This window comes from Brevibacillus sedimenti (assembly GCF_020923495.1).
Classification (GTDB): domain Bacteria; phylum Bacillota; class Bacilli; order Brevibacillales; family Brevibacillaceae; genus Brevibacillus; species Brevibacillus aydinogluensis.
On record NZ_CP064048.1, the window covers coordinates 3428289 to 3451329 of the forward strand.

Consider the following 23041-nt stretch of genomic DNA (forward strand, 5'->3'; position numbering starts at 1 on the left):
CGATCTATCCACCGATTTGCGCCAAAACAGGTTGAACTTCATGGTCGTTTGATAGCTGTCCTTCCGTATATCCGGTATTAGGTATAGTATTGCTTACAGGATGTTCGATTATCATATAAATGGGATCGATTCGGGGGAAGGATGATTTCGTTTACGGCAGCATCCAGGAGAGGATATTTGTCTGCAGATAGGTCAGCACGCAGATGATCAGCAGGAGCAACACGCTGTGCCTACACGTAAACCGGAACAGGTCGGCGTCTTTTCCAGCCAGCCCCACCGCCGCACAGGCGACGGCGATCGATTGCGGCGAGATCATTTTGCCTGTAACACCACCGCTGCTGTTGGCGGCGATCGCCAATGCTGGGTCCATGCCCAGTTGGATGGCCGTCACCTTTTGCAGACCGCCGAAGAGCAGGTTGGACGAAGTGTCCGAGCCCGTGAGAAATACCCCCAGCCAACCCAGGATGGGCGAAAAAAACGGGAACAGGATCCCTGTCGCCGCCAAGGTCATCCCCAGGGTCGTGCTCATTCCGGATGCGTTGGCCACATAGGCAAAACCGACGACGGAGGCGATCGTTACGATGGCAAAGCGCAGTTCGCACAGGGTCTCACCAAACGTCTTCCCCCACTCTCTCCAGGAAAGGCGGCAGATGAACTTGGTGATGACCGCTGCAAACAGGATGGCCGTCCCTGCCGCCACCAGCAGTTCGAGCTTAAACACCGCGTCGATTGGCTTACCGTTGGCGCCAATGACTAGCCGGTGCAGGCCGGGAACCGGTGGTGCAAAGGTGAGGGCCTTGCCGATCGAATTGAGGGCGGACAGGAGCACGTTGCCCCCTTCGTATTTGCCGGTCAATGCCAATTTTACCGCTGGAATTCCCCACAAGGAAATCAGCGCGGTCAGCACCAAAAATGGCGACCAAGCGTACAGAACCCGCCCCGCCGAAAGGGTTTCCCCGTTTTTCCCTCCTGTCGCTCCAGCACCACCAACCGTTCTTGTTTCGGTCTGATCTGCTTCAAAGCGGAAGATCGACCGGGGCTGCCACACTTTCAAAAAGAGCGTCAGGCAGACAATCGAAACCAGGGCGGAGAGAATATCGGGAAGTTCCGGTCCCATGTAGTTGGAAGTGAAAAACTGCGTGACGGCAAACGAAATGCCGGAAACCAAAATGGCAGGCAGCACTTCCATGGTCCGCCGAAAGCCGCACATCAGCACGACGAGATAAAACGGAACGAGGATGGAGAGCAGCGGCAGTTGGCGGCCGACGATCTGGGAAATGTCAATTGCCGGAATGCCTGTCGGACCAGACACGGCGATGATCGGCGTTCCAATGGCACCAAAGGCGACCGGTGCCGTGTTGGCGAGCAGGCAAATGCCCGCCGCATAGAGAGGATGAAAACCAATCCCGGCCAGCAGTGCCGCCGAGATGGCGACCGGCGCTCCAAAGCCGGCCGCTCCTTCCAGAAAGGCCCCGAACGAGAAGGCGATCAGCAGAGCCTGCAGGCGGCGGTCTTCCGTGATGGACACAACGGACGAACGAATGATGTCAAACTGCCCCGATTTTACCGTCAGTTTATACAAAAAGACGGACGCGATAATAATCCAGCCAATCGGCAGGATTCCGTAAACAGCGCCTTGAATGGCCGACATGACTGCCATGCCGACCGGCATCCCGTACACCAAAATCGCAATCAGCACAGCCACCAGCAATGTAGTCGAACCGGCCACATGGCCCTTCATGCGTTTTACGGCCAGCGCCCAGAAAAAATAGAGAATCGGGATCACTGCAACCAGGGCGGAGAGGCCCAGACTCCCTCCCACCGGGCTGAATATTTGTGACCACGTCATCATAACGCCACACCCTTAATTCAGAATCGTCATTGCAATTCAACAGGTTTTAACCGGTGCCGTCCTCATTTCCGTGCAGCGGCCCGGTTTGGGAAATATTTTGTCCGGATTGAGCAGATTCCGCGGATTGAATACGCTGCGAATCTGCAACTGGGCGTCCAGCTCGTCATCCGTAAAGATGTACCGCATCTCCTCTTTTTTCTCGATGCCTACTCCATGCTCGCCCGTGATTGAGCCTCCCGCGTCCGCGCACACCTTCAGCACTTCCGATCCCACCCGGACTGCCCGTTCTGTTTCGCCCGGGATTCTGCTGTCAAACAAGATCAACGGATGCAGATTGCCGTCTCCGGCGTGAAATACATTGGCGATCCTCAGCCCAGAACGCTCGCTGATCTGTCTGATTTTCTCCAGCACTTCCGGCAGCCGGCTGCGCGGAATGACGCCATCCTGTACGAGATAATCGGGTGAAATGGAACCCATCGCGGGGAAGGCCGTTTTCCGGTTGGCCCACCATCTCGCCCGTTCCTCCTCGGTCGCGGCCACCTTTACCGCCGACACCTTTCTGCCCTGGCAAACGGACACGATCTTTGCGATCTGATCGTCAATGCCGGCGGCAATCCCGTCCACTTCGATCAAGAGAACCGCTTCTGCCTCCTTGGGGTGCCCGATCGGATACGTGCCTGCTTCCACGCCCTCGATCGCCGTTTTGTCCATCATCTCCAGCGCCGCAGGTATGATGCCGGCCGCCACGATGTCGGAGACGGCCTGGCTTGCTTCTTCCACACTGTCGAAATAAGCCAGCACCGTCTTTTTCCCTTCCGGATTTTTCAAGATGCGCACCGTGATCCGGGTGACGATCCCCAAGGTTCCTTCCGAGCCGGTTATAAGCCCCATCAGGTCGTAGCCCGGTGCATCGGGAACGCCGCCGATTTCCACGATCTCTCCGTTTGCCAGCACCACCTCAAGGCCGAGCACATGGTTGGTGGTCACGCCGTATTTGAGGCAATGGGCCCCACCCGCGTTTTCCCCCACATTGCCGCCGATCGTGCAGGCGTATTGGCTGGAAGGGTCGGGTGCGTAATAGTAGCCTTTGCCCGCTACGGAATTTGTCAGTTTCAGATTGACGAAGCCAGGTTCCACCACGGCCAGACGGTTTTCGTAATCGACGTGAAGCAGCCGTTTCATCTTCACCAGGCTGATGATCACTTCGCCGCCCAACGGGACGGCTCCGCCGCTCAACCCGGTTCCCGCTCCGCGGGGATGAACGGGATGTTTTGGTCGTGCAGATACTTCACCACTGCGGCAACTTCTTGGGTGCAGGACGGAAAGACGACAGCCCGCGGCGGGTGTTTGTGCACTGTGTAGCCGTCGCACTCGTAGGTCATCAGATCCTCCTGTTGATATAGGATGGAATCCGCCCCCACAATCCGCGCCAGTTCATGGACAATCGGGTCGTTTGCCGACATGGATCATTCCCCCCTTCCCGCTTCCGCTTGGTTCGCAGTCAGCGCTTCCCGCTCGTACGACCAATCCAGCAGTTGTACGGTATGGACGATTGTTGTCGTTCGACCGTGCTTCCTCGCCCCCATCATCATCTGCAACATGCAGCCGGGATTTCCCATCACGAGCAGATCAATTTGATCGGGGACGGCTTTCATTTTCTCGTCCAGAATCTTGCCGGCCATCTCGGGATTGGTCAGATTGTAGATGCCGGCGCTGCCGCAGCAGCGGTCCGCAAGCGCCATCTCGATCCACTCCACTCCCGGAATCTCGCGCAGAAGCTGCCGCGGCTCGTCGCGAATGCCCTGCCCGTGGGCGAGATGGCAGGCATCATGATACGCCACCCTCGCCTCTACCCTGCCGCGCGGTTTCTGATAACCGCGGGCAACCAGGAACCGGGAGATGTCTTCCACTTTTTCCGCAAAGCGAACGGCTTTGTCGTGATACGCGGGATCGGTGCGCAACAGTTCGGGGTATTCCTTGAGCGCACATCCGCAGCCCGCTGCGTTTACCACCACGCTCTCCACATCCACCGCCAGAAACGCGTCGATGTTTTGTCTGGCCAGCGCCTTTCCCTGCTCCCGGTCGCCCGCGTGAATGTGAAGCGCTCCGCAGCATCGCTGTCCGCGCGGCACGATCACTTCGTACCCGTTTCGATTCAACACGCGTATCGTCGCTGCGTTGATCTCACCAAACATCACATCCATCACGCAACCGGTGAGCAGGCCGACTCTCCCCCTGGCCGGTCCTGCCGCCGGAATCACTTCCGGGCGCGTACGCATAACGGGATCGGTGACGGTCGGCAGGACGCGCTCCATCTCTCGCAGGTGCTGCGGGAGCAGGTTGAGCAGTCCCGTTTTTCGGAAGAGCGACTGCAAACCGCTTTTCTGGTACATCTTCAACAGATTTCCCACCATGTGCAGCCGGGATGGATGAGGAAACACGCCTCTCAGAAAAAAGGAATGAAGAAACGCTTTCCAACCCGTGAGCGGAATGGCCTTGCGAATTTGTCCGCGAGCGGCCTCAATCAGCGAGCCCACCTGTACGCCAGACGGGCAGGCAGTCTCACATGCGCGGCAATCGAGGCAGGTAAAGACAGGGTTTTCAATCCCCGCACTGATCGATAGCTTTCCTTCTGCCACGGACTTGATCAGATGTACCCGGCCGCGCGGGGATTGCTGCTCATGCCCTGTCTCCAGATAGGTGGGGCACGACTCCAGACAGAGCCCGCAGTGAACGCATGCGGAATACTTCTCTTCGTCCGGCGGATCTTCCCACCGAAAATTGCCTTTTGCATGAGATACAGGCGCACTCACGTCAGATCCCCCCTATGAATCGGTTTGGGTTTAACACACGACGCGGATCGATGGTTCGCTTAATGCCCTCCATCAGGAAAAAGGCGGCAGGTTGTCTCCCCCACACGTCCAGCTCTCGCCTCTGTTTGAGCGTAGCGTGCTGTATGACTGCATAGCCTCCCCTGCTTTCGGCCAGCGAGCGTATCTCTGTCAGGTATGCGGCAAAATGCGCCGGGTTTCCCCTTAAATAGACGCGGGTAATGCCGTGACCAACCCCGCCGTGGGTCTGGACGGCCAGGTCGTACCGTTCGCCGAGCTCATGGCAGGTCTTGACGATTTCGAGCACATCCAGGTTTTTACTGCCAATTTTTATCGCCATCGTTTCCTCTCCATCTCCGGAAGAAAGGGCGGAGGGAGGCAGCCGGGCGAAACGCATCCACCACTCTGCAGCTTCCTCCTGCTCCCAAGACAGAATCTCCGTATCTTTCGGCAGTCGTGCCTTTACCCACTCTTCCTGATAGCGGACCGCTTTCTCTTCATCTTCAAAGGCGATCGCCAGCGCATACCCGTTTCCTCCACTCATGTATTGGTTGACAGCGGGACTGAGGAATTCCATCGAGACGGGTTCCATTAGGGAATCGAGGAGAGATACTGCAAAGGAGCGGATCTGGGTAAAGTCAGAGCGGGAGAATGCGAGGAGCAGCAGGGTTTGAAAGGGCGGGAGCGGGCGCAGTTTCAGCGTGATTTCACTCATGACACCCAGCGTCCCCATGGAGCCGATAAACAGCTTGTTCATGTCGTAGCCGGCTACATTTTTCACTACCTTGCCGCCTGTTCGAATAATGCGGCCATTGGGATAGACGACGCGCATCCCGATGACGTGGTCCCTGACCGAACCGTAGCGCATGCGCTTCGGCCCGCTGTCGTTGGCAGCCACGACGCCGCCGACGGTCGCATGCCGGGGCCAGTACGGATCGAACGGAAGCATCTGGCCATGGGCAGCCAGATGCGTATTGATCTCCTGGATGGTCGTTCCGGGCTTGACCGTCACGGTCATGTCACCTGGCGCGTAGTCGACAATCCCCCGGAAGGCGGACAGACCGAGCAGGATGTCTGTGTTTGCTTCGGTACCGCCAAAACCTCTTTTCGTTCCGCCGCCCATCGGAATGACGGTCCACCCTTGTTCGTACGCCGCTCTCAGCACTGCTGCGATCTCTTCTTCGGTTTCCGGAAAGACTTCGTATAAGCCGTGATTGCCGAGAACGTGGGACGAGTTCGCCGCCGGCCGTATGCTCCCCGTACCGATGACCTGTGAGATCAGCGTCGCGTCCATGTTCTTCCCTCCCTTGGACACAATGTCACAACGTTCCGTTCAACAAGGCTTCCACATGGGCCAAATGCTCCACCATCGCCTGTCTCGCCTGTTCCGGTTTTGCATCGCGGATGGCCTCGAACACGGCCACATGCTGGTGAAAAATCACCCGCTCCTGCTCGGCATCAGCCAGAATGATCCGGTGGCAGTCCATGATCCCCTTGCGGATCGCCGACGAAACGGTCTGCATCAACTGCACGAGGTGCTCGTTTTGCGTGGCTTCCGCGATGGCGAGATGGAAGTCGAGATCCGCTCTCCACCCTTCCAGCGTATCCGCCTGGGCCAGACGCTCCAGCGCCTCCTTCATCCTGTTCAGGTGGTCCGTTTCGCGGTGAACCGCCGCCAGTTCGGCCGTCCCTGCCTCAAGGATTTTCCTCACCGCAAAGAGCTTGTGGATATCCTCTTTGCGCACGAGGCTCACGCCTTGAAAGACACGAGAACAGTCAGACTGGCGGACGAATGTGCCGTTGCCGTGTCGGACTTCCACCAATCCTTTCCCTTTCAGCGTCGTGATGGCATCTCGCACAGCGGTACGGCCCACGTTAAACAGTTGGCACAATTCCCGTACAGATGGAAGCTTGGCGCCGGGCCGTACATGTCCTGCGGTAATCCACTGCTCTATTTGGAGCGCCACCCTGTCAGAAAGCTTCTGTCTGTCGATTTTGACCGCTTCCATCTGCTCACTCCTTCCCTACTCCAAGATCTCATAGCCGGGGATGGTCAAAAACTCGACGAATTCATCGGCCAGGACCAGTTCGGTAAACAGCCGGGCAGCCTGCTCGAAGCGTCCCGCCTCATACGCCTCCCGGCCGATTTCCTCCCTGATTTTCTCCAGCTCTTCGTCCCGGATTTGTTCTGTCAATGCCGCCGTAACTTTCCGCCCGTCCTCCAGGATGCCTTTCGGATGGCGAATCCACTGCCAGACCTGAGCACGGGAGATTTCCGCAGTCGCAGCGTCTTCCATCAGATTAAAAATCGGGACAGCGCCGGTACCGTTCAGCCAGGCTGCGATGTATCGAATGGCGACGTGGATGTTGGTCCGAAGCCCCGTTTCCGTGATCGGCCCTTTGGGAACCGCCAGCAGCTCTGCGGCTGTCACATGCACGTCTTCCCGTTTGTTCTCCACTTGATTGGGGGCCGGCATGTGCTGGTTGAACACATCCATCGCGACAGGCACCAATCCCGGATGCGCGACCCACGTGCCATCGTGCCCGTCGCGCACTTCCCGGAGTTTATCCGCCCGGACCTGTTTCAGGGCCTCCTCGTTTGCAGCCGGATCGTGTTTCACCGGAATGTGGGCGGCCATACCGCCCATCGCGTGGGCATTGCGCTTGTGGCATGTCTTGATGGTCAGAAGGGAATAGGCCCGCATGAATGGGACCGTCATGGTCACGACCGATCGATCGGGCAGAATCACATCCGGGTCGCGGCGAAACTTTTTGATGTAGCTAAAAATGTAGTCCCAGCGTCCGCAGTTGAGTCCGGCCATATGATCCCGCAGTTCCCAGATGATTTCGTCCATCTCAAAAGCGGCTAAAATCGTTTCGATCAAAACGGTCGCCTTGATGGTTCCCCGAGGGATCCCCAATTGATCCTGGGCCCAGACGAACACGTCGTTCCACAGCCGCGCCTCCAGATGGCTCTCCAGTTTGGGCAGGTAAAAATAGGGACCGGAACCGTTTGCGATCAGCGTCTTGGCATTGTGAAAGAAGTAGAGTCCGAAGTCGACCAGACTGCCGGACGCCGCTTTTCCATCGATCAGCAGGTGCTTTTCATCGAGGTGCCAGCCGCGCGGCCGCACGATCAAGGTGGCCACCTGTTCCTTCAGGGCATACGTCTTGCCTTCGGGACTGAAGTACCGGATCGTGCGGTTGACCGCGTCCCGCAAATTGATCTGCCCCTGGATGGTATTGACCCACGTCGGCGAATTGGCATCTTCCAAATCAGCCATGAACGCTTTCGCCCCCGAGTTCAAGGCATTGATCACCATCTTTCGGTCTCCGGCGGGCCCGGTGATTTCCACCCGGCGATCCTTCAGATCAGATGGAATTGGCGCAATCGTCCACGAACTGTCGCGGATGTGTTTGGTCTCCGGCAGGAAATCGGGCTTTTTACCGGTGTCCAGTTCCACCTGCCGCAGGACCCGCTGCCGTAAAAGCGCGTCCCGCCGCGCGGCAAACGCCCGGTTCAACCCGGCGACAAACCGCAGTGCCTCCGGCGTCAAAATCTCAGCAAACGCCGGCGTAACTGTCCCGGCAATCTGCACTCCGTTTACCTGTTGTCCTCCTACCGCCACCATTGTCCTCACTCCATTCCTGATGGGAAATCGAACCCTGTTCAGTTATCAGATATGTGATAAGCGGAAAAATCATGTCACGTGGTTGTTCCAGACCACGCCAAAAAAAGCGCGCCAGGATCAACTGTCCTGACGCACTCTTTGCGCTCGCCTGCCCATGCAGCCCAACACGCCTCAAGGCTTCACTGCTTTCTTTTGCAGTATTGCGGGATTGATGGTGATTGCCGCTTGGTACGCTTTTTTCGCATCTTCGGGTCGGTTCAGTTGTTTGTACAAGGACGCGAGCATCAGATTGGTCCGATAGTTGGTCGGATACACTTCAAGGCTGCGCTCGAGGAAGCGGACCGCATCCAACAACCGGTTTTCGCGGCGGCTGATCTCTGCCAGTTCGTTGAGCGGTTTCCAGGTAGACATGCTCTCGTCTGCCAAGAGGTAATACGGCGTCTTCGCCTTGCGCTCCAGCGCCTGCTGCAGAGCGGCTTTTGCTTCGTCCAGGCGGTTGTGCCGCACCAGAATCGTACCGAGCATGAAGTAAGCGTCGGAGAAGTTCGGCTGCTGCTCAATTGCCCGCTCGACGTACTGCAGGGCCAGTTCGCTGTCATTCAGCGACAGGGCGCACGTGGCGGCACGCAGCATAAACAGCGGATTCTCAGGGTCATTCGGATCAGACTCGATCAGGATGTTCTGCTGCTCGAGCGCTTTGCCCCACTCGCGGATTGCCATCAGATAGTACCCGAGTTTGTTGCGTGCAAACCGGTCATCCGGATGCTCCTCAAGGTGTCGGCTGAAATTTTTGACGCGCAGATGGTTTTTCTGGATGATGATCTCGTCCTGCATGTAGGCGCGGTGGGCGATTTTGATTTCGCTGTCCACAACCGCTCCCCGGTCTTCCGGAAGGACCAACTGCGGATCGATCGTTCCCAAAAAGCGGGAGTCGGGCTGCAGATTCAGCAGGCGGTAAGTTCGCGGTTCATCAAACGTGCTGACCGGGTCCTCGAAGTGAATCGCCCGGACGCTCGCTGCTTTGGTCTTCCCGTCCTGCACCAGTTCGCCAATCAACGCATGGCCTTCCAGGATAAACTCGTCCGCATCCATCCAAATCAGCCACTCTTTGTTGGCTTCCTTCAGCATGATGTTCAACATGGCGGCTTCGTGCGGCTGATCGTGAACGCGGACCACGCGGGCACCGTATTCTTCCGCAAATCGTTCTGCAAACGCATGCTGCCCCATGTCCAGAATGTACAGGTCTTCCGTCAGCGGACGGAACGAAGACAAACTCGCATGGAGAAACGGTTCTTCTGCCGGGACACGCAGGATGACGCACGCACTCAGGTTTTTCAACATCGTTCTCACCTCATTGGTTTGATGGTTGACGCCTTACGATATTGGTGCGAAGTTCGCAGCAATACGCTCCTTCGTCGTTGGAAAACCACTCCGAGGAGCGGTCGGGCAGCCGTTCACTGAACGTCACCCGTGTTTCTCCCCGCAGATGCGTGAGGAGCAGGTCGACCAGAAAATACGATCGGAAGTTGACATAAAAAGGTTTCAACTCACTGTTCACACGCACGAACACCTCGTCGGGCATGCCGTAATGCTCTTTTAACCGCCACACGTGAAGAAACCGTTCATGCGGCAACGTGGAATCGGACAACCAGTCGGCTGCCGGCAGGTTCCATGTCTCCCGCTGGACCACCAGGCCACGATACGTCAGACGGGGCAGGTGCCCCTCCGTCCTGATTTTGGGAATTTCGATGCTCGGCTCGGCAAAGACAAAAGCGACTGGTGAATTCGGGTCGCCCATGTACGGAATGAACCGCTTGCCGTCCGCATCCACCAGCACCAATTCTCCGTCTTGTTCCACGACCCAGAGTTCAGAAAATGTCCTTACGGCATCACCTCCTTTCTGCGAACGCCCAAGTAGCGTCAACGTCTGCTCGAACATTTCGACAAAGAAGCTTTTGCCTGCCCGCTGTTTCAATACGACGTTTGCCAGAAATTCGCCGTTCGGCAAGGCTTTTAATGCCTCCCTCACCTCGGCGATCTGCGCTTCGCGCTGTGGATGGAAATAGAGCAGGTTGCTCATGCCCTGCGTGCAGCAATGTACTTCGCCAATCACCCATTGATACTCGCCGCGATTGACGTGTTCCACGCTTCTCGCTTGCAGCATGAGGTCCGGGGAGCAGACGCACAGCCGCTGATCGAAAGCGTGACCGGCTGATTGTTCGCGGAGCCACTCGTCCGGCAGCTCGACGACCCGCTGGTCCCGCTTCCCGCTCGCATTCAACCGCTCTACAATGTCGGAAAAGTCAGGATGGAACCCTTCGCTGCTCATCCGGCTGGTCAATTCCGGCAATACGGCGAGAAACGGCAGTTTCTCCTGGCCCCACTCTTCCCTCATCGCCGCAACAATCTGCCTGGCCTGACGCTGAGCATGCTCCCGCTTTTTCATCGCCACCGCCGCGCCCCAATCGAGCAGCGGGCTGATCCTTTGCTCCAAGTCCTCCTTCATGTCCAGGCTAATCAAGAATTCCTGCACATCGCCCAGCGTCTCCTCACAAAACAGCGAACGATCCGCATACGTCTCGCCATGCAGTTGGGTGGAATCGCGTCCGGTCAGCCGTTCAAACAGTGCGGACGCCTGTTCCAGAATCTCCGTTTTGCCTTGCGCGTCGGCAGCGCTGTAGGCCGTTTGCCACGCAGCGAACTGCCGCAAATCAGCGCTCCACTGCTGCTGTGCCTCATCGGCCGGGAGAGCGTCCACAAAGGCGAGCAGTTCTTCCAGCACCTCATGGCACGCTTGCGGAACACGGAATTCCCACAGGATGATTCCTTTGTCCCGCAGTTTTTCCAAAGTACTCCTCGTCGTCTCTGTGCATCCTGCCAACAAATCCCGCGCCGGAGTTTGACCATCCGCCCGGTGCAGCACCCGCACGACTTCGGACGGCAGAGGGATCCGTTTTTGCGTCTGGGCGTGAACCAGCCCTGTTTCCACCAGATAAAACGCATCGTGCACAGCGATCGGCATGTACTCGCGCCATTCCTTGCGGCGGCTCACCTGCTCTGCCAGTGCCTCCACCGCCCAATAGGTCAAAAAGCTGCGGCGGCGTCTCGGAATCGGACCGCTTCGCTCCACCGTAAGCAGCTGTTCACTGTCTCGAAACAAGCCGTAGTTGAGCGGACCAAAAAAGCTCGTCGTGTCATTTTTGAACAAAAAACGCTGCAGGTAGCGAATCAATGTGCGGCTGTCATAGCGCTTGCCGGACGATTTCAACTTTTTCGCATCGGCGGCTAGAAAGCGCTGCAGCGACCGCCAGACCTGCGCACTGGAGTGTGCGACCGCTTCCTGCACGCGCGGCAGGGAAAGCACGCGTTTGAACGCCTCCATGCACTGGGGCCACTCGCGCTCAAAAATCGCTGCCAACTCGGTCGTCAGACGCATTTTGTGCTCACGGATTGCTTCGTAGCGATTGCGCCATTCAACGAGCGGCAGTACGTCAGGCAGCGGGTTTTCCAAAGGCAGTGCGCTTCCCTTTTCGACTGCTTTTCGCCACTTGTACAACCGCTTGAAAACCGGATCGCCTTTCGGATGCGTTTCCTCCAACGTTTTCACCCACGCGGGAAACTGCTGCAAAAAATGTTCCTGTTCCCGCTTGAGCTCTGCCTCAGCGCGTAAAATCGCCTGCATTTGCTCCACAGTGGCGGAAAACTCAATCGGATCCATAAGATGCTGGGGAAAACCCGTGCTTCTGACAATAAACGCTGACAAGAACGACCACTGACCAGCCACTCAATCACCCCTTTTTGGCATTCTCCACGCTGACGACGGCGAACAGAAGTCATCCCTGCATCTGCTCTGTCTGTGCCTTGGCCTGCTCTTGCCGGATCGCTTCGAGGCGTTTTTTTTGCTTCAGTGACGAGGTTGAGTGCCGTGATGCGCTCATAATACGCGCGGGCTTCCTCCACCTGTCCGCGCCGCTCCGCCACCATCCCCAGCACGTAATACAGCGGGTCGGGATGTTCGGCATGGGCGAGCGCCTTCTGGAACATGCGCTCAGCAGCTTCATACTTTTTCAGAGCCAGATAGATTTTTCCCAGATGTTCATACGCGCCGACGTGATCTTCGCGCACCGCGACGATGTGCCGCAGGTGTTCGGCCGCTTCCTTCAGACGCTTGTGGCGAAGCAGGCTTTTGGCCACCGCATAGCGCCACTCGATCTGCTCCGGAGCCTGTTCCAGTGCTTGCTCGTACGCCTGCAGCGCTTCTGACACCTGACCCGCTTCTTCCAGGCATCGCCCATAGTGAAAAGCGTGTTCCGCCTGCGCGGGATGCAGCCGCCGCAGTTGCGCAAATGCCTGCATCGCTTCACTCCACCGCTCTTTTTGCATGTACAGCGCAGCGAGATTGTGCCATGCCTTTGCATGTCCGGGTTCCTGTTCTACACACCGCTTCCAGTTTTTGATCGCCTGCTCCTCCATGCCTTGCGCAGCATACGCGTTGCCGAGATGGAAACGGGCCGAGGAACTGCGCGGGACAACGAGCAGGCAGAGATGCCACCAGGCCCAGAGCAGGTAAAACTTGATCCGAAAGCGGGAACCATCCTGCACCAGCAAACCGGACGATTTGCTGCTCTCAATCGGAGAGAGCGGCTGCGGATTCGGCATAGACCCGCACCATCCCTTCTTTTTTCCATTTGCGAAGCAGACTGCGTAGTGACTCCGCCTGTCGGGCGGGGAATTTCGCCAGAAGCTCGGCCTCTTTGACCGGCTGTCTGCACAACTCGATCACGTTGAACACCGCGCTGTTTACCACCGACATCTTCCCCCGGTCGTTTCGATAGACGACATACGTAAGTGATTGTTGAAGCGGCTCTGCTTCCGGCCAGGGAGTTTGCCCGATCAGAAATGTCCGCCAACGCTGCTCAAGCGTGCCAAACGGATAAGAAAAGCGGCGGGCCTCCACGTCCGGGGAGAGCTGCAGGACCGCTTCCCCGCCTTCGTCCGGCAATTGGTTCGCCTGCTGCGAAACTGCACTGCGTCCTTCCCCCCGAAATGCCCAATCATCCAGTTTCAGGGCGGTCGTCGGGAGGTCACCCGCACGTCTTTTCAACCCGGCGATATAATCCGCTGCAAGCGGGTACAGGTCCGCACTGTTCACTCCATGCCTGGACACAAACGGGAAGTGGCGTTTCAGATCACGCTCCCGCTCTGCCTCCCCGATCTCGACGATGCCGTAAGCGGCCGGATCGTTCCAAAAACGACTTCCCGGGGTAAGCCGGAACAGTTGAAAGCGAACCAGCCGATCGTACGCGAATTGGTGCTCGTTGAGGAAAGAGACAAACGCCTCAAAATCCCGCGGATCTGACAGCGGATGGCCGAACACCACCGACAAAAGCACGCTGCAACCTGCTGCGCGAGCGTTTCTCCAGGAATCGGTCATCTGCTGTTTGGCCGTATGCTGATCGGGATAACCGAGGAATCCTTTCAGCTCGAAGTGCAAAAACTCGCAGCCGGCCGCGGCCAGTTGAGCCGCTTGTTCCGCAGACAGCCAGGTGCCATAGGAGACCAGACTGCCCCAGGCAGGCCGGAAGCCGTCCGCTTCCATCAAGCGCGCCAGTTCGCACAGCCATTCCGGGATAAGCGGTGTGGAGAGGTAAAAGCGAAGCGTTGGTTTGCTTTGCGACAATGCGCGCATCCGCTGATACAAGCCGGCAATTGTTTCTTTATCCCCCTTTCCATCGAAGAAAGGGTCGTCCTCCACAAGCGGGAGCACCGCCACGGGAGGTTGGCCGAGATAACGGTCCAACGGCAGTCCTTCCACCGTCCACAGGTCCGGGCTGTCAGTACCCTCTGCCAGCAATGGCTGCTCCTGCACTGTGATCCCGGAGAACAGACCCGGACCGCATGCGAGGGTGTCGATCCACTCCTTCCACGGATTGCTTCCCCCGAGCGCTCGACTGATGAACTGGGCGAAAGGACCGGCCAACACAATCTCGGCAGAGACTGCTGCTTCCTTTAACATGCGGGCCAGCGTCAGCGACGGGATCACCTGCTGATCCACTTCGATCCAGAGAATGACCGCATCCGGACGATCCGATTTGATCTGCCCGACCCGCTCTCGCCAAAAGGGGACGTACGGATTAACCGCATCGTCAACGGCCGCTCGACGGCACTGCTCGGACGATTCGCTGGAATACGGCAGATTCAGGTCATGAAGCGAAATCAGCGACGGAAAGGCGGACAGTCCCGCTACTTCCAAGGCGTGCTGCACGATGCGTTTTGCCTCCTCGCGCTGCGCGACAGAGGAACCCCGGTTTTGCAGGACAGACCAGGCGTGTTCCACCTGCTTGGGCAGATTGGCGCCGTACAGCAGCGCGCGGCCAGTTCGGTAATACAGGTACTCTTCCCGAAGTGTTGACAGCCTGCTGCCTTCCTCCATCTGGTTCAGCGTGCGCTCCGCTTCCAGCCGGCAGGCCGTCAATCTTTTCGGATCAAGGAAAAAGTCGTAGGCATGCTGATTGTCGTCATCAAGCCGAACAGTGTGATGCAGCGCCCGCAAGCGCCTGGCAAGCGTGGAGGCGCGGTACGGGACGCTCGACGGATCGGCCTGAGGGGGAACGATCACCTGCAAGGAGAACATGGTCATACCTCCGTTTCCGCTTTACATGTCAAGACTCGCTGGACCTGGAAATGCCGCCAGAGTTCGCCCGGGTCTTCACCGTTCAGGTAGGCGGTCATCATCCTGCCGGTAATTCCGCTGAGCAGGATACCGTGCTGGGCGTGACCCGTCGCGACATGCAGTCCCTCCCACCCGGGCAGGGGGCCGATCAGCGGCATTCCGTCGCTGGACATTGGGCGCAATCCGACAAATGTATCGTGAATCCTGGCTTGCACCAAGGCGGGAGCTGCGGAGAGCACTTTCAGCAGGTGCGTGATGCCCGCAACGGTGATTTCCTTGGCAAAGCCGGCGTGTTCCTGCGTCGCCCCGACGACGATGCGACCGTCCTTTTTCGGGACCAGATAGCCGCGTGCAGTGTTTATCAGACAAGGCAGAGCGAATCCCGCAAGCGAAACGACCAGCATCTGTCCCCGCAAAGGGGTCACCGGCAAATCAATGCCGACCAGCTTTAGCAGTTCCGGTGACCACGCTCCGTTCGCCAGAATCACATGCTCCGCGTAATAGTGCTCCATTCCGGCAGCCACCCCGATCACGCGCTGCCCTTCCGTCAAGAATGCGGTGACCGCCGTGTTTTCCTGCACAAGCACTCCGCGCTGGCGAGCAGCCTGCAGCACGGCTTTCAATAACAACCCCGGCGTGACGTGATACTCCTGTGGACTGCGCATGGCTCCGGTAACGCGCGGGGACAACAGGGGCTGTTCCCGCCGCACCTGCTCTGGTTCCAGCCATTCTTCCTGCACTCCCAGTTGGCGACGTTCCTGATAGAGGGCAAACATCATGTCCCGTTCCTGCTCATTTGTCGCGATCCGGTACAGCGGGTGGCATTCCAGCCAGCAGTCTATCCCCGTTTCGTCTTCCAGTTGTTGAATAATTGTTCGCATCTCCGCAAGGCCTTGTACGGACAGATCGAGATACGGTCCCTTCCCGCTGCCTTCTGCAACAGTGGTCAGCAGCCCCGCCCTGGCGCCGGATGCCTCCCCGCCAGGCAGCCCGCGATCGAGCATCCGGACGCTGCGTCCGCTATGTGCCAGCAGATAGGCAAGTACCGAGCCGACAATCCCCGCACCGACTACGATAACGTCAGATGTGCGTTCCAAGGGATACCACCCCCTTTTCGTCTTCTTTTCATTGGAGGAGCAAATCAATAGAGATTGGTGAGATCAAACGGTCGATTCAGTTTGGTGTCCGGTTTGTCAATCGCGTACGAAATCAGCTCCTCCAGCTCCTCAGCGGAGAGGTCGTTCCAGCGGGACAGCGCCTTTTTCGCTTTTTCCGCCGCGTCCCCTGTCGGCTGCAGGTCCAGCGCTTCGCGGAGCACTTGTTCGGCCTCGAGGGTTCGTCCCTGTTTTCGCAGGCTCAGCGCACGGCCAAGCGCCACTTTGGGGAGATTGTCTTCCTGCAGCAGTTTCTTCTTGGCGTCGATCGCCAGTTGATACCAATGGGCGGCTTCTTCGTACTGTCCTTCCCAGAAATACACGCCGGCCAGTCCTCGCGCGATCACGTCCTGGTAAAAGAGCGAATGCAGATCCCAGGCAAGCCGATAGCTGGCCGTAAGCGATGTGATCGCTTCCGCTACCTGCCGGTTCTTGTACTGCAGACCGCCTTTGCGGTAATAGTAGTGCTTGGCAAACACCGGTCCGGACGCTTTGAGAAACTTTTCAAAGAACATCCATTTGGCGATCGCCTTATCCAGTTCTTTTCCGTATTCGTGCAGAACGGTGATGTTGGAGATCAGGTTGATTTTAATGTGGATCGCGTCGCTCGAGCGGTGTCCGTGTTTGATGTAGTCAAGCGCTTTGAGGCAGCACTCGTAGGCAGCGCTTCTGTTTTTCTCGTTCACGTACGTCAAGGCGCACAGGTTGTTCAACCAGGTCCGCTCAATGTCCGCCAGTTCTCCCTGCACGCCGGCGAGGCACTCCAGAGCCTGTGCGATGTAGTCGCGTCCCGTGACGGAGTCGTTCAGCCGTTTCGTGTACAACAACGCCAGGAAAAATTTGTTTTCCGCCGCCTGTACAGGGTCCGATACGAACTGCCCCCCGTATGTGAACACGTCAATCGCTGTCGGGAAGTCTCCCATATAGGCGTAGAGGATGCCGAGCAGATGAATGACTTCCACCCGGTTTTTTGTTGAAAACCTGGGAAGCATCGGCCACACCTGCGCGATCGCCCGCAGGGAGTGGTCGTGATTTTTTGTAAATACGGAAACTTCCAACAATTCCAGAACCGCTGTTTCGATCGCCTGCACATCGCCGCGCTGCAGCGCCTCGCGGAAGGCACGGGTTTTCTCACGCTCCGCATTTGCCGCCGCAGCCGCCTCGCCCGCCGGTTGTCTCTCTCTTGCCGGGGCCTGGTACGCTTTGCCCTTTAGCGAGCAGAGGATTGCTCCTGTCTTTTCGGCGATCCGGTTCAAGAGGTCGATGCGGATCTTCGCCACGGGGAAAAACGCTACGTGTCCTGTTCCTGCGCCGGAAGCCGCCAGCACATCCGGCACGCCCTCCTCGTGCACTGTAGCGGTGATGGCAGCCGGGAGGGAGAAGAGGCATTGTGCCAGACGGGCTATGCACGTCAACGTGTGTTCATCCATCCGCTCCAGATGCTCAAAGTGAAACAAAATGCTCCGCTCCTGACGTCTCGCATATTTCACCAGAAGCGTTACGACCATCTGGGTGACGCGGAACATCTGCTCCGACTCCTTGTGCAGTCGGCGGCGCGACGGAGCCACAGCGATGGCATCCAGGGCAGGTGCGGAGCGAAACTTCTCGTCGCTTCGCAATTCCGGCATCAGGTACAGCACTTCAGATGCGACGCTTTTCAGCCATGCCTCTTCCCGCTTGTCATCCATCAGCACGCCAAGGGCTTCCCGAATCAGCGGCATCAGGGAACTGAACCCCAGCGTATCGGACTCCGTTCCATCCACGACGAAAATCTTTACATCCATGTCTGCCAGGTTTTCCCTCACCGCCGCGATGCCATGGTCCACATCCAGCAGCCAGAACATGCTGTCATGGCCTCGCTCCTGCAAACGCCGCTTGAGCGTTTTCCACAAGGTTGGTGCATCCATTTCCCGCTGCGCTTTCAATCTCGACGTTTGGCTTTTCACCTTCATCCGGCTCACCCTTTCATTATGCGCGGAGGCACATTGTGCGAAATTCGCAGCAATAGCGCTCTCCGCCGTCGTCCAGCCACAGGTCGTTCGGTGCGGGCAGCATCTCGCTGAAGACAGCTGTCCGCGATTGCTTCAACAGTCCCTGCAGCATTTCCAAAAGGAAAACGTTCGCGAAATCGATGCAGAATGGTTTTCGCTCCCCTTCCACACGCACGAACACCCAATCCGGCATGCCTTCCTGCTCCTTGAGGCGATACACGTGCAGCATCAAATCGAAGGGGTGATCGCTTCCTTGTTCCACCCGCCAGGCGTCAGCATCCAATTCCCAACGTGCCCGCTGCAGCAGTACACGCCCCATGACGATGCGCGGTGTGCGATTCCCTGTCTTCACTGTTCCAATTCCCAGGCGAGGATGCGAAAACAGGGCGACCGGGTCCAGCGGCTCCGCGTGCAGCGGCGGATACAAGCGCCACTCCTTGCCCGTCTGATCGTGCAGGTACACCTGCCCCTCCCGATTGGACACGTGCAATTCACCGGCCGGGATTACTTGGTCGTCGATCTCCGGCAGGCGCGGCAGCAATTCAATCACCTTGCCGGGCAGCCGATAGGGGAAAATTTTTGTCTTGCGGTGGTAGGCGATCTGGGCCATATGCGGATACGCGCGCTGTCGTTTGGCCCACGTGTCGATCTCTTCCATCATTCGCTCCCGTTCCGGGTGGAAGCAGGCGGACGGGAACACCGCCGTCAAAAATTGCGGATGTGCTTCACCCACCACGATCTGTACGTCATCACCGTCTGTAGGAATGAACATCAAATCGACGGAGAGAAAGTACGAATCCAGGTCGTCTTCCGCCTCTCCCACCGTCTGCCCCGTCCCTTCCGCGTCCAGATCGGCCGCCTGCAGGCAGATCGGCGTGGAAGGATCGCCTTCCTCAAACCGCTGCGCTGCCGCCCGCTGGAAGCTGGAGAGCGCCGGTTCGGGCAGATGTTGTTCGCCAGCGATCCGGGAGCGATGGTGGAGAAAGCGCAGGTAAGGCATCGTTCCTCGGCCGTTGGACCATTCATCCAACAGGCGGGCGGCGGCCTGCCGCTCTTGCCGGGATGTCTGGATCGCATCGGCACGCGCTGCCTCCAGTATCGGCTGCAGACTTTCTTCGAGCTGCGCCCAAAGCGTTCCGCCGATCTCGATGGCTAGCGGGCCGTGCGCATCTTCAAACACGATGCTGCGGTCCGCGTACATCTCCCCCGCTTCGCGGGTCGCATCCCGCGCTGTCAACCGGGCGAACATCCGCTCCAACTCGCGCAGCCGCTCCTTTCGTTCCGGCCACCCGGTCTCTTCCAGCGTCCTGATCTCCTCTTGCAGGCGGAGCAGGTTGGCAATCCAGCCATCCCGCTGCGGAAACGACTGCGGTTGTTCCTTTAGCCACGTCAGTATCCAGGCGATCGGGTCTGCTTCATCCCCGGGCAGGAGCGGGTGCAGAATGATCGCTTGTTGCTGTGCGAGAAGTTTCCCCTCCGCCAAAACCGCGTCAAGCGGCTGCCGGAGCCGTTCGGCCATCTCGCGAAACGAGAGCGTGCCGTCCGCCAGGTCGTAGACGGCAGCGGCGAGTGCGGACAGGGTGGTCTCTCGTCCGCTCAAGCCTGAACGGAGCACGTGATCGTTCACGCGGCTGTACAGCGTGTGACGCCGCGGCCGTAAAAAGGGGGTGGCTCCCGGTTCTGAGCAAATCTTCTCGAGAAGCGTTTCCGCCGCCCAATAACTGCAAAACACGCGCCGCTCCCTGACAAACGGCACAGCCCATTCGTACACGACAGGCGCCTGCTGTTCGGGATTGGGCTTGGCGTAATCGATCGGACCAAAAAAGCTGTTCGTTTCGTTTTTCGCGCACAACCGCTGCAGATACGTGATCAATCTGCGTTCAAATCGCTTGTCGTCCGAGGTGCGTTCCCCGCGCGGATTTTCCAGGTAGCGCGTCACAGCCTCGTCAAAACGCGGATTCATCGACCACAACGCTTCCCGCAAGCGGGGCGAATGCAGCAACTGACGCAATCGGGCGCGCTTTTCTTTCATTTCCGACTCCGCGCACTCCCGGCCGGCCCGCTGCTGCTCGGCTGCCTGCTGCAGCAGATCATTCCAGGCTGCTACCTCGCGTCCGAGCTGATCGTACCCCTCTTCTTCCACCGGGATGGCGGGGCATTGCAAGGTTTTCCGCTTTGCGAGCCCTTTGCGGATCTTGGACATCGTCGAGAGGAGGTGCCGCCGGTCCTGACCGTTTTTTTCGCACACTACCAGGTGTTCAATCAAACGCACGATCGCAAGCCTTTGTTCATCCAGCCGTTTTTCGATCTCCAGCACGTTTTTTACGCACGCAAGCGTTTCGGTAAAGCGCAGACTTTCCAGCCAGTTGATTGGAAACCCGGCCCGCCGAACGATTACGTACGGCATAATCCGCCACTTGCTCATTCCTGATCCCCCACCGCATCGGCATGATAGAAGACGGACGTCCGAAATTCGGCGCAGTAGCGGTTCCCCTCCGTATCCCGCAGCCAGAGATGTTCAGGACCCGGCAGCATTTCGGTGACGATCGCCACCTGATCCTCCCGCATAAAGGACTCCCACATCTCCAGGAGGAAGTAGTTGTGAAAATCGATCAGGAACGGTTTCGGCTCCGTGCTTACTCTGACGTACACATACTCCGGCATCTTCAATTCCCTGCGCAGTTTCAACATGTCGTAAAACAGCTCGAACGAGGTGCCGGCATAGGTTTTCCGCCAGCGGTCGTCGCGGGTCACCTTCCATCGTTCGCGCTGGTACACCACGTCACCCAACACGATGCGCGGCGTCCAGTCGCCCAGGTCCACCCGAAAGGGAACGACTCTCGGGATCGCAAACCACTCGTGCGCCATGGAGTGCAGTTCGCCGTTGTACAGGCGGATCGCTTCCTGTTCCTCCGCCAGTTTGAGCTGCAATTCTCCATCCGGACTGACGTACAGTTCCGCAATTCCCTTTTTGTCGTGGCGGTCGCTGACAGACCGCGCTCTCATCTGAATGGTGTACCCCGGAAACTCAAACGGGATGATCTTCAAACGCTTGGAGCCGAGCATGTTTGCTATCGGCCGTCTGACGATCGCGGCCAGTTCCTGCCACATCCGCTCACGGACCTGCTCCTCCTCCGGGTGAAAGGACAACGCCCAGCCCCACAGCAGCACGGTATCGTGAATTTCCCCGAGAATAAGCTGGTCGGCGACGGCTTCCCCCCCTGGTATCACCATCAAGTCCGGGGAGCAGAACAACGGGTCCTCGACGTCGGGGGCCTCCTCCCCCACCAGCGCAGCGATCTCGTCGGGGTCAAGCACCACGACGCGCTCACCGCTTTGTTCGGCAAGCTGGCGGACCCGTTCACCGAACTTCTCGGCAAACGAGCTTTGCAACGCGGCGAACTCCCGCGTCCACTGCTCCCATTTTTCATGCCGCATCGCATCGGTCAGGAAGCGGATAAACGGAATCATACGGTCGGTCTCGCCGTACAGTTCCCGAAATACCTTTAGCGCGAACGTCCGATGAAGCTGTTTCAGTTCCACAGCGTGCTTGGCCGCAATCTGCAACACGGGGCGCAACCGCTGTTCCCACTGGCGGCGGGTTTCGACGCTCATCCGCAGATGGGCGAGCTGCCCCCGGCACTCTTCGTAAAACAGCGTACGGTCCGCGTACATGCGACCGCCACTGCGTTCAGTTGCCTGCCCGGTCAGTTCCTGGAAGATTCTGTTTGCCTCTCCCAGCATCTGCTCTTTTGCAGCGACGTCCCCGTCCGAATACTTGTTTTTCAGCTCCAGCAGCCGCCGCACCGATTGGCGCCACGTATCCACTTCCGGATCATCCGTCTGCACGCACTGCATCTCGTGCATCAGCCATTCGAGCGTGCGGGTGGCGGTGATTGGCACTTCCCATGCCAGGTTGATCAGCTTCTGCTGCTCCAAACCGAAGAGCCTTTCCCTGAGCTGTTCTTCTGACATCTCCACTTCCCGCATCATTTGCTCCACCGTCCGCGTGCCGTCGGCCAGATGCAGCAGCTCGTAGTCAGCAGAAGGGAGCTTGGATCGTTTTTGTGTCAGCGCGTTTTGAATCGTTCCATCGTCTCGCAGGCGATAGAGAAAGCTGCGTACAGGTCTCAGCCGGGTAAACACACTTGGCAGGCGGGAAAACGTCTCCGCAAGCGTTTGGACAGCCCAATAGGCCATGAATGTCTCCCTGTGCTGCAGGGCAGGCGTCCAGTTGTAGCGGATATCGGGCCGCTTTAGGGAGACGTCCGGATCGTGCGGGGCGCAGTCGTCTGCAAAGCAGCCGTAGTTGATCGGTCCAAAGAAACTGGTCGTTTCATTTTTGCCGACCATGCGCTGGAGATAGGCGACAAGCTGCCGCTCCAAACGTTTGGTCTCCGCGTTCCGTTCTTCACCCGATGCATGCAAGTAGGCCAGCAGCCCTTTTCTGTACATATGGGGACTGGAGAGGAAGACCGCCTCCTGAAAACGCGGGTTGGAGACGAGGGCGCGCAATTCGCGCCGCTTTTCCTGCAGTTCTGCTTCAAACACACGGACAGCGGCCGCCTTGGCAGCGTGAAGGGCGTCCAGCTTTTGGTTCCAGTCTGCCGCCGTCTCCGCAGGTCCGCCGTGCTGCCTGATCCATTCCAACTCCTCCGCGGTAATCGCCTGCATTTTGCCGATTGATTTTTTCAGCCTCTTCCAGCGCAGTGCGACATCCCGGTCCCTCAGCCAGTCACTGCCGTGTTCCCGGAAGGAACTGAGCACGCGATTCAACTGTTCTTCCTTTTCAAACAAGTCCTCAATGGCCTGCACTGTTCTCGAAAACCGAAGACGCTCGATGTCAGAAAAGGCGAACCCGGTACTCCGCAGGATAAAATCATTGGCCAGTTTCCACTCTCCGCTCAT

The 23041-nt window shown here is 58.2% G+C and carries 13 protein-coding genes and 1 pseudogene; all 14 read right to left on the reverse strand.

Features of this window, described 5'->3' with window-relative positions; translation table 11 throughout:
- Positions 1 to 151: 151 nt before the first annotated feature.
- The gene (locus tag IRT44_RS16840; RefSeq protein ID WP_230077895.1) at positions 152 to 1849 is read right to left on the reverse strand and encodes an L-lactate permease; all 1698 of its coding nucleotides are present in this window, start codon (positions 1847 to 1849) and stop codon (positions 152 to 154) included.
- A gap of 39 nt (positions 1850 to 1888) precedes the next feature.
- Positions 1889 to 3315 (reverse strand): annotated as a pseudogene (locus tag IRT44_RS16845) (FAD-linked oxidase C-terminal domain-containing protein).
- 3 nt (positions 3316 to 3318) lie between these two features.
- The gene (locus tag IRT44_RS16850; protein WP_230077037.1) at positions 3319 to 4665 is read right to left on the reverse strand and encodes a (Fe-S)-binding protein; all 1347 of its coding nucleotides are present in this window, start codon (positions 4663 to 4665) and stop codon (positions 3319 to 3321) included.
- A gap of 1 nt (position 4666) precedes the next feature.
- Positions 4667 to 5977, reverse strand: a complete 1311-nt coding sequence (locus IRT44_RS16855) for an FAD-binding oxidoreductase (protein ID WP_171564587.1) — start codon at positions 5975 to 5977, stop codon at positions 4667 to 4669.
- A gap of 25 nt (positions 5978 to 6002) precedes the next feature.
- Positions 6003 to 6692 carry a FadR/GntR family transcriptional regulator gene (locus IRT44_RS16860; RefSeq protein WP_230077038.1) on the reverse strand — a complete coding sequence of 230 codons (690 nt, stop codon included), beginning with the start codon at positions 6690 to 6692 and terminating at the stop codon, positions 6003 to 6005.
- 15 nt (positions 6693 to 6707) lie between these two features.
- A complete protein-coding gene (gene aceB / locus IRT44_RS16865; RefSeq protein ID WP_230077039.1) occupies positions 6708 to 8315 on the reverse strand; it encodes a malate synthase A in 1608 nt (535 codons plus the stop codon).
- Between the two features lie 171 nt (positions 8316 to 8486).
- The gene (locus tag IRT44_RS16870; RefSeq protein ID WP_171564584.1) at positions 8487 to 9656 is read right to left on the reverse strand and encodes a tetratricopeptide repeat-containing glycosyltransferase; all 1170 of its coding nucleotides are present in this window, start codon (positions 9654 to 9656) and stop codon (positions 8487 to 8489) included.
- A gap of 10 nt (positions 9657 to 9666) precedes the next feature.
- A complete protein-coding gene (locus IRT44_RS16875; RefSeq protein WP_230077040.1) occupies positions 9667 to 11922 on the reverse strand; it encodes a lantibiotic dehydratase in 2256 nt (751 codons plus the stop codon).
- Positions 11919 to 12974: a tetratricopeptide repeat protein gene (locus IRT44_RS16880; protein ID WP_230077041.1), complete on the reverse strand. Its 1056-nt coding sequence runs from the start codon at positions 12972 to 12974 to the stop codon at positions 11919 to 11921. The genes IRT44_RS16875 and IRT44_RS16880 overlap by 4 nt, the downstream gene beginning before the upstream one ends.
- A complete protein-coding gene (locus IRT44_RS16885; RefSeq protein ID WP_212133154.1) occupies positions 12943 to 14949 on the reverse strand; it encodes a hypothetical protein in 2007 nt (668 codons plus the stop codon). Before IRT44_RS16885 ends, IRT44_RS16880 begins: the two co-directional genes overlap by 32 nt.
- A 2-nt stretch (positions 14950 to 14951) precedes the next feature.
- Complete coding sequence (gene thiO / locus IRT44_RS16890; RefSeq protein ID WP_212133155.1) at positions 14952 to 16085, reverse strand: glycine oxidase ThiO; 1134 nt, start codon at positions 16083 to 16085, stop codon at positions 14952 to 14954.
- Positions 16086 to 16129: 44 nt separating this feature from the next.
- Positions 16130 to 18094, reverse strand: a complete 1965-nt coding sequence (locus IRT44_RS16895; protein ID WP_230077042.1) for a tetratricopeptide repeat protein — start codon at positions 18092 to 18094, stop codon at positions 16130 to 16132.
- A 16-nt stretch (positions 18095 to 18110) separates the two neighbouring features.
- Entirely contained in the window at positions 18111 to 20558 is a 2448-nt protein-coding gene (locus tag IRT44_RS16900; RefSeq protein ID WP_230077043.1) for a lantibiotic dehydratase, read from the reverse strand.
- Positions 20555 to 23041, reverse strand: a complete 2487-nt coding sequence (locus tag IRT44_RS16905) for a lantibiotic dehydratase (protein ID WP_212133158.1) — start codon at positions 23039 to 23041, stop codon at positions 20555 to 20557. The genes IRT44_RS16900 and IRT44_RS16905 overlap by 4 nt, the downstream gene beginning before the upstream one ends.

Excerpts from the sequence above, each read along its gene's own strand:
- IRT44_RS16905 (WP_212133158.1), bottom strand. The coding sequence starts at position 23,041 with ATGAGCGGAGAGTGGAAACTGGCCAATGATTTTATCCTGCGGAGTACC.
- IRT44_RS16880 (WP_230077041.1), bottom strand. The coding sequence starts at position 12,974 with ATGCCGAATCCGCAGCCGCTCTCTCCGATTGAGAGCAGCAAATCGTCC.
- IRT44_RS16895 (WP_230077042.1), bottom strand. The coding sequence starts at position 18,094 with ATGAAGGTGAAAAGCCAAACGTCGAGATTGAAAGCGCAGCGGGAAATG.
- aceB (WP_230077039.1), bottom strand. The coding sequence starts at position 8,315 with ATGGTGGCGGTAGGAGGACAACAGGTAAACGGAGTGCAGATTGCCGGG.
- IRT44_RS16885 (WP_212133154.1), bottom strand. The coding sequence starts at position 14,949 with ATGTTCTCCTTGCAGGTGATCGTTCCCCCTCAGGCCGATCCGTCGAGC.
- IRT44_RS16860 (WP_230077038.1), bottom strand. The coding sequence starts at position 6,692 with ATGGAAGCGGTCAAAATCGACAGACAGAAGCTTTCTGACAGGGTGGCG.
- IRT44_RS16855 (WP_171564587.1), bottom strand. The coding sequence starts at position 5,977 with ATGGACGCGACGCTGATCTCACAGGTCATCGGTACGGGGAGCATACGG.
- IRT44_RS16840 (WP_230077895.1), bottom strand. The coding sequence starts at position 1,849 with ATGACGTGGTCACAAATATTCAGCCCGGTGGGAGGGAGTCTGGGCCTC.
- IRT44_RS16870 (WP_171564584.1), bottom strand. The coding sequence starts at position 9,656 with ATGTTGAAAAACCTGAGTGCGTGCGTCATCCTGCGTGTCCCGGCAGAA.
- IRT44_RS16900 (WP_230077043.1), bottom strand. The coding sequence starts at position 20,558 with ATGAGCAAGTGGCGGATTATGCCGTACGTAATCGTTCGGCGGGCCGGG.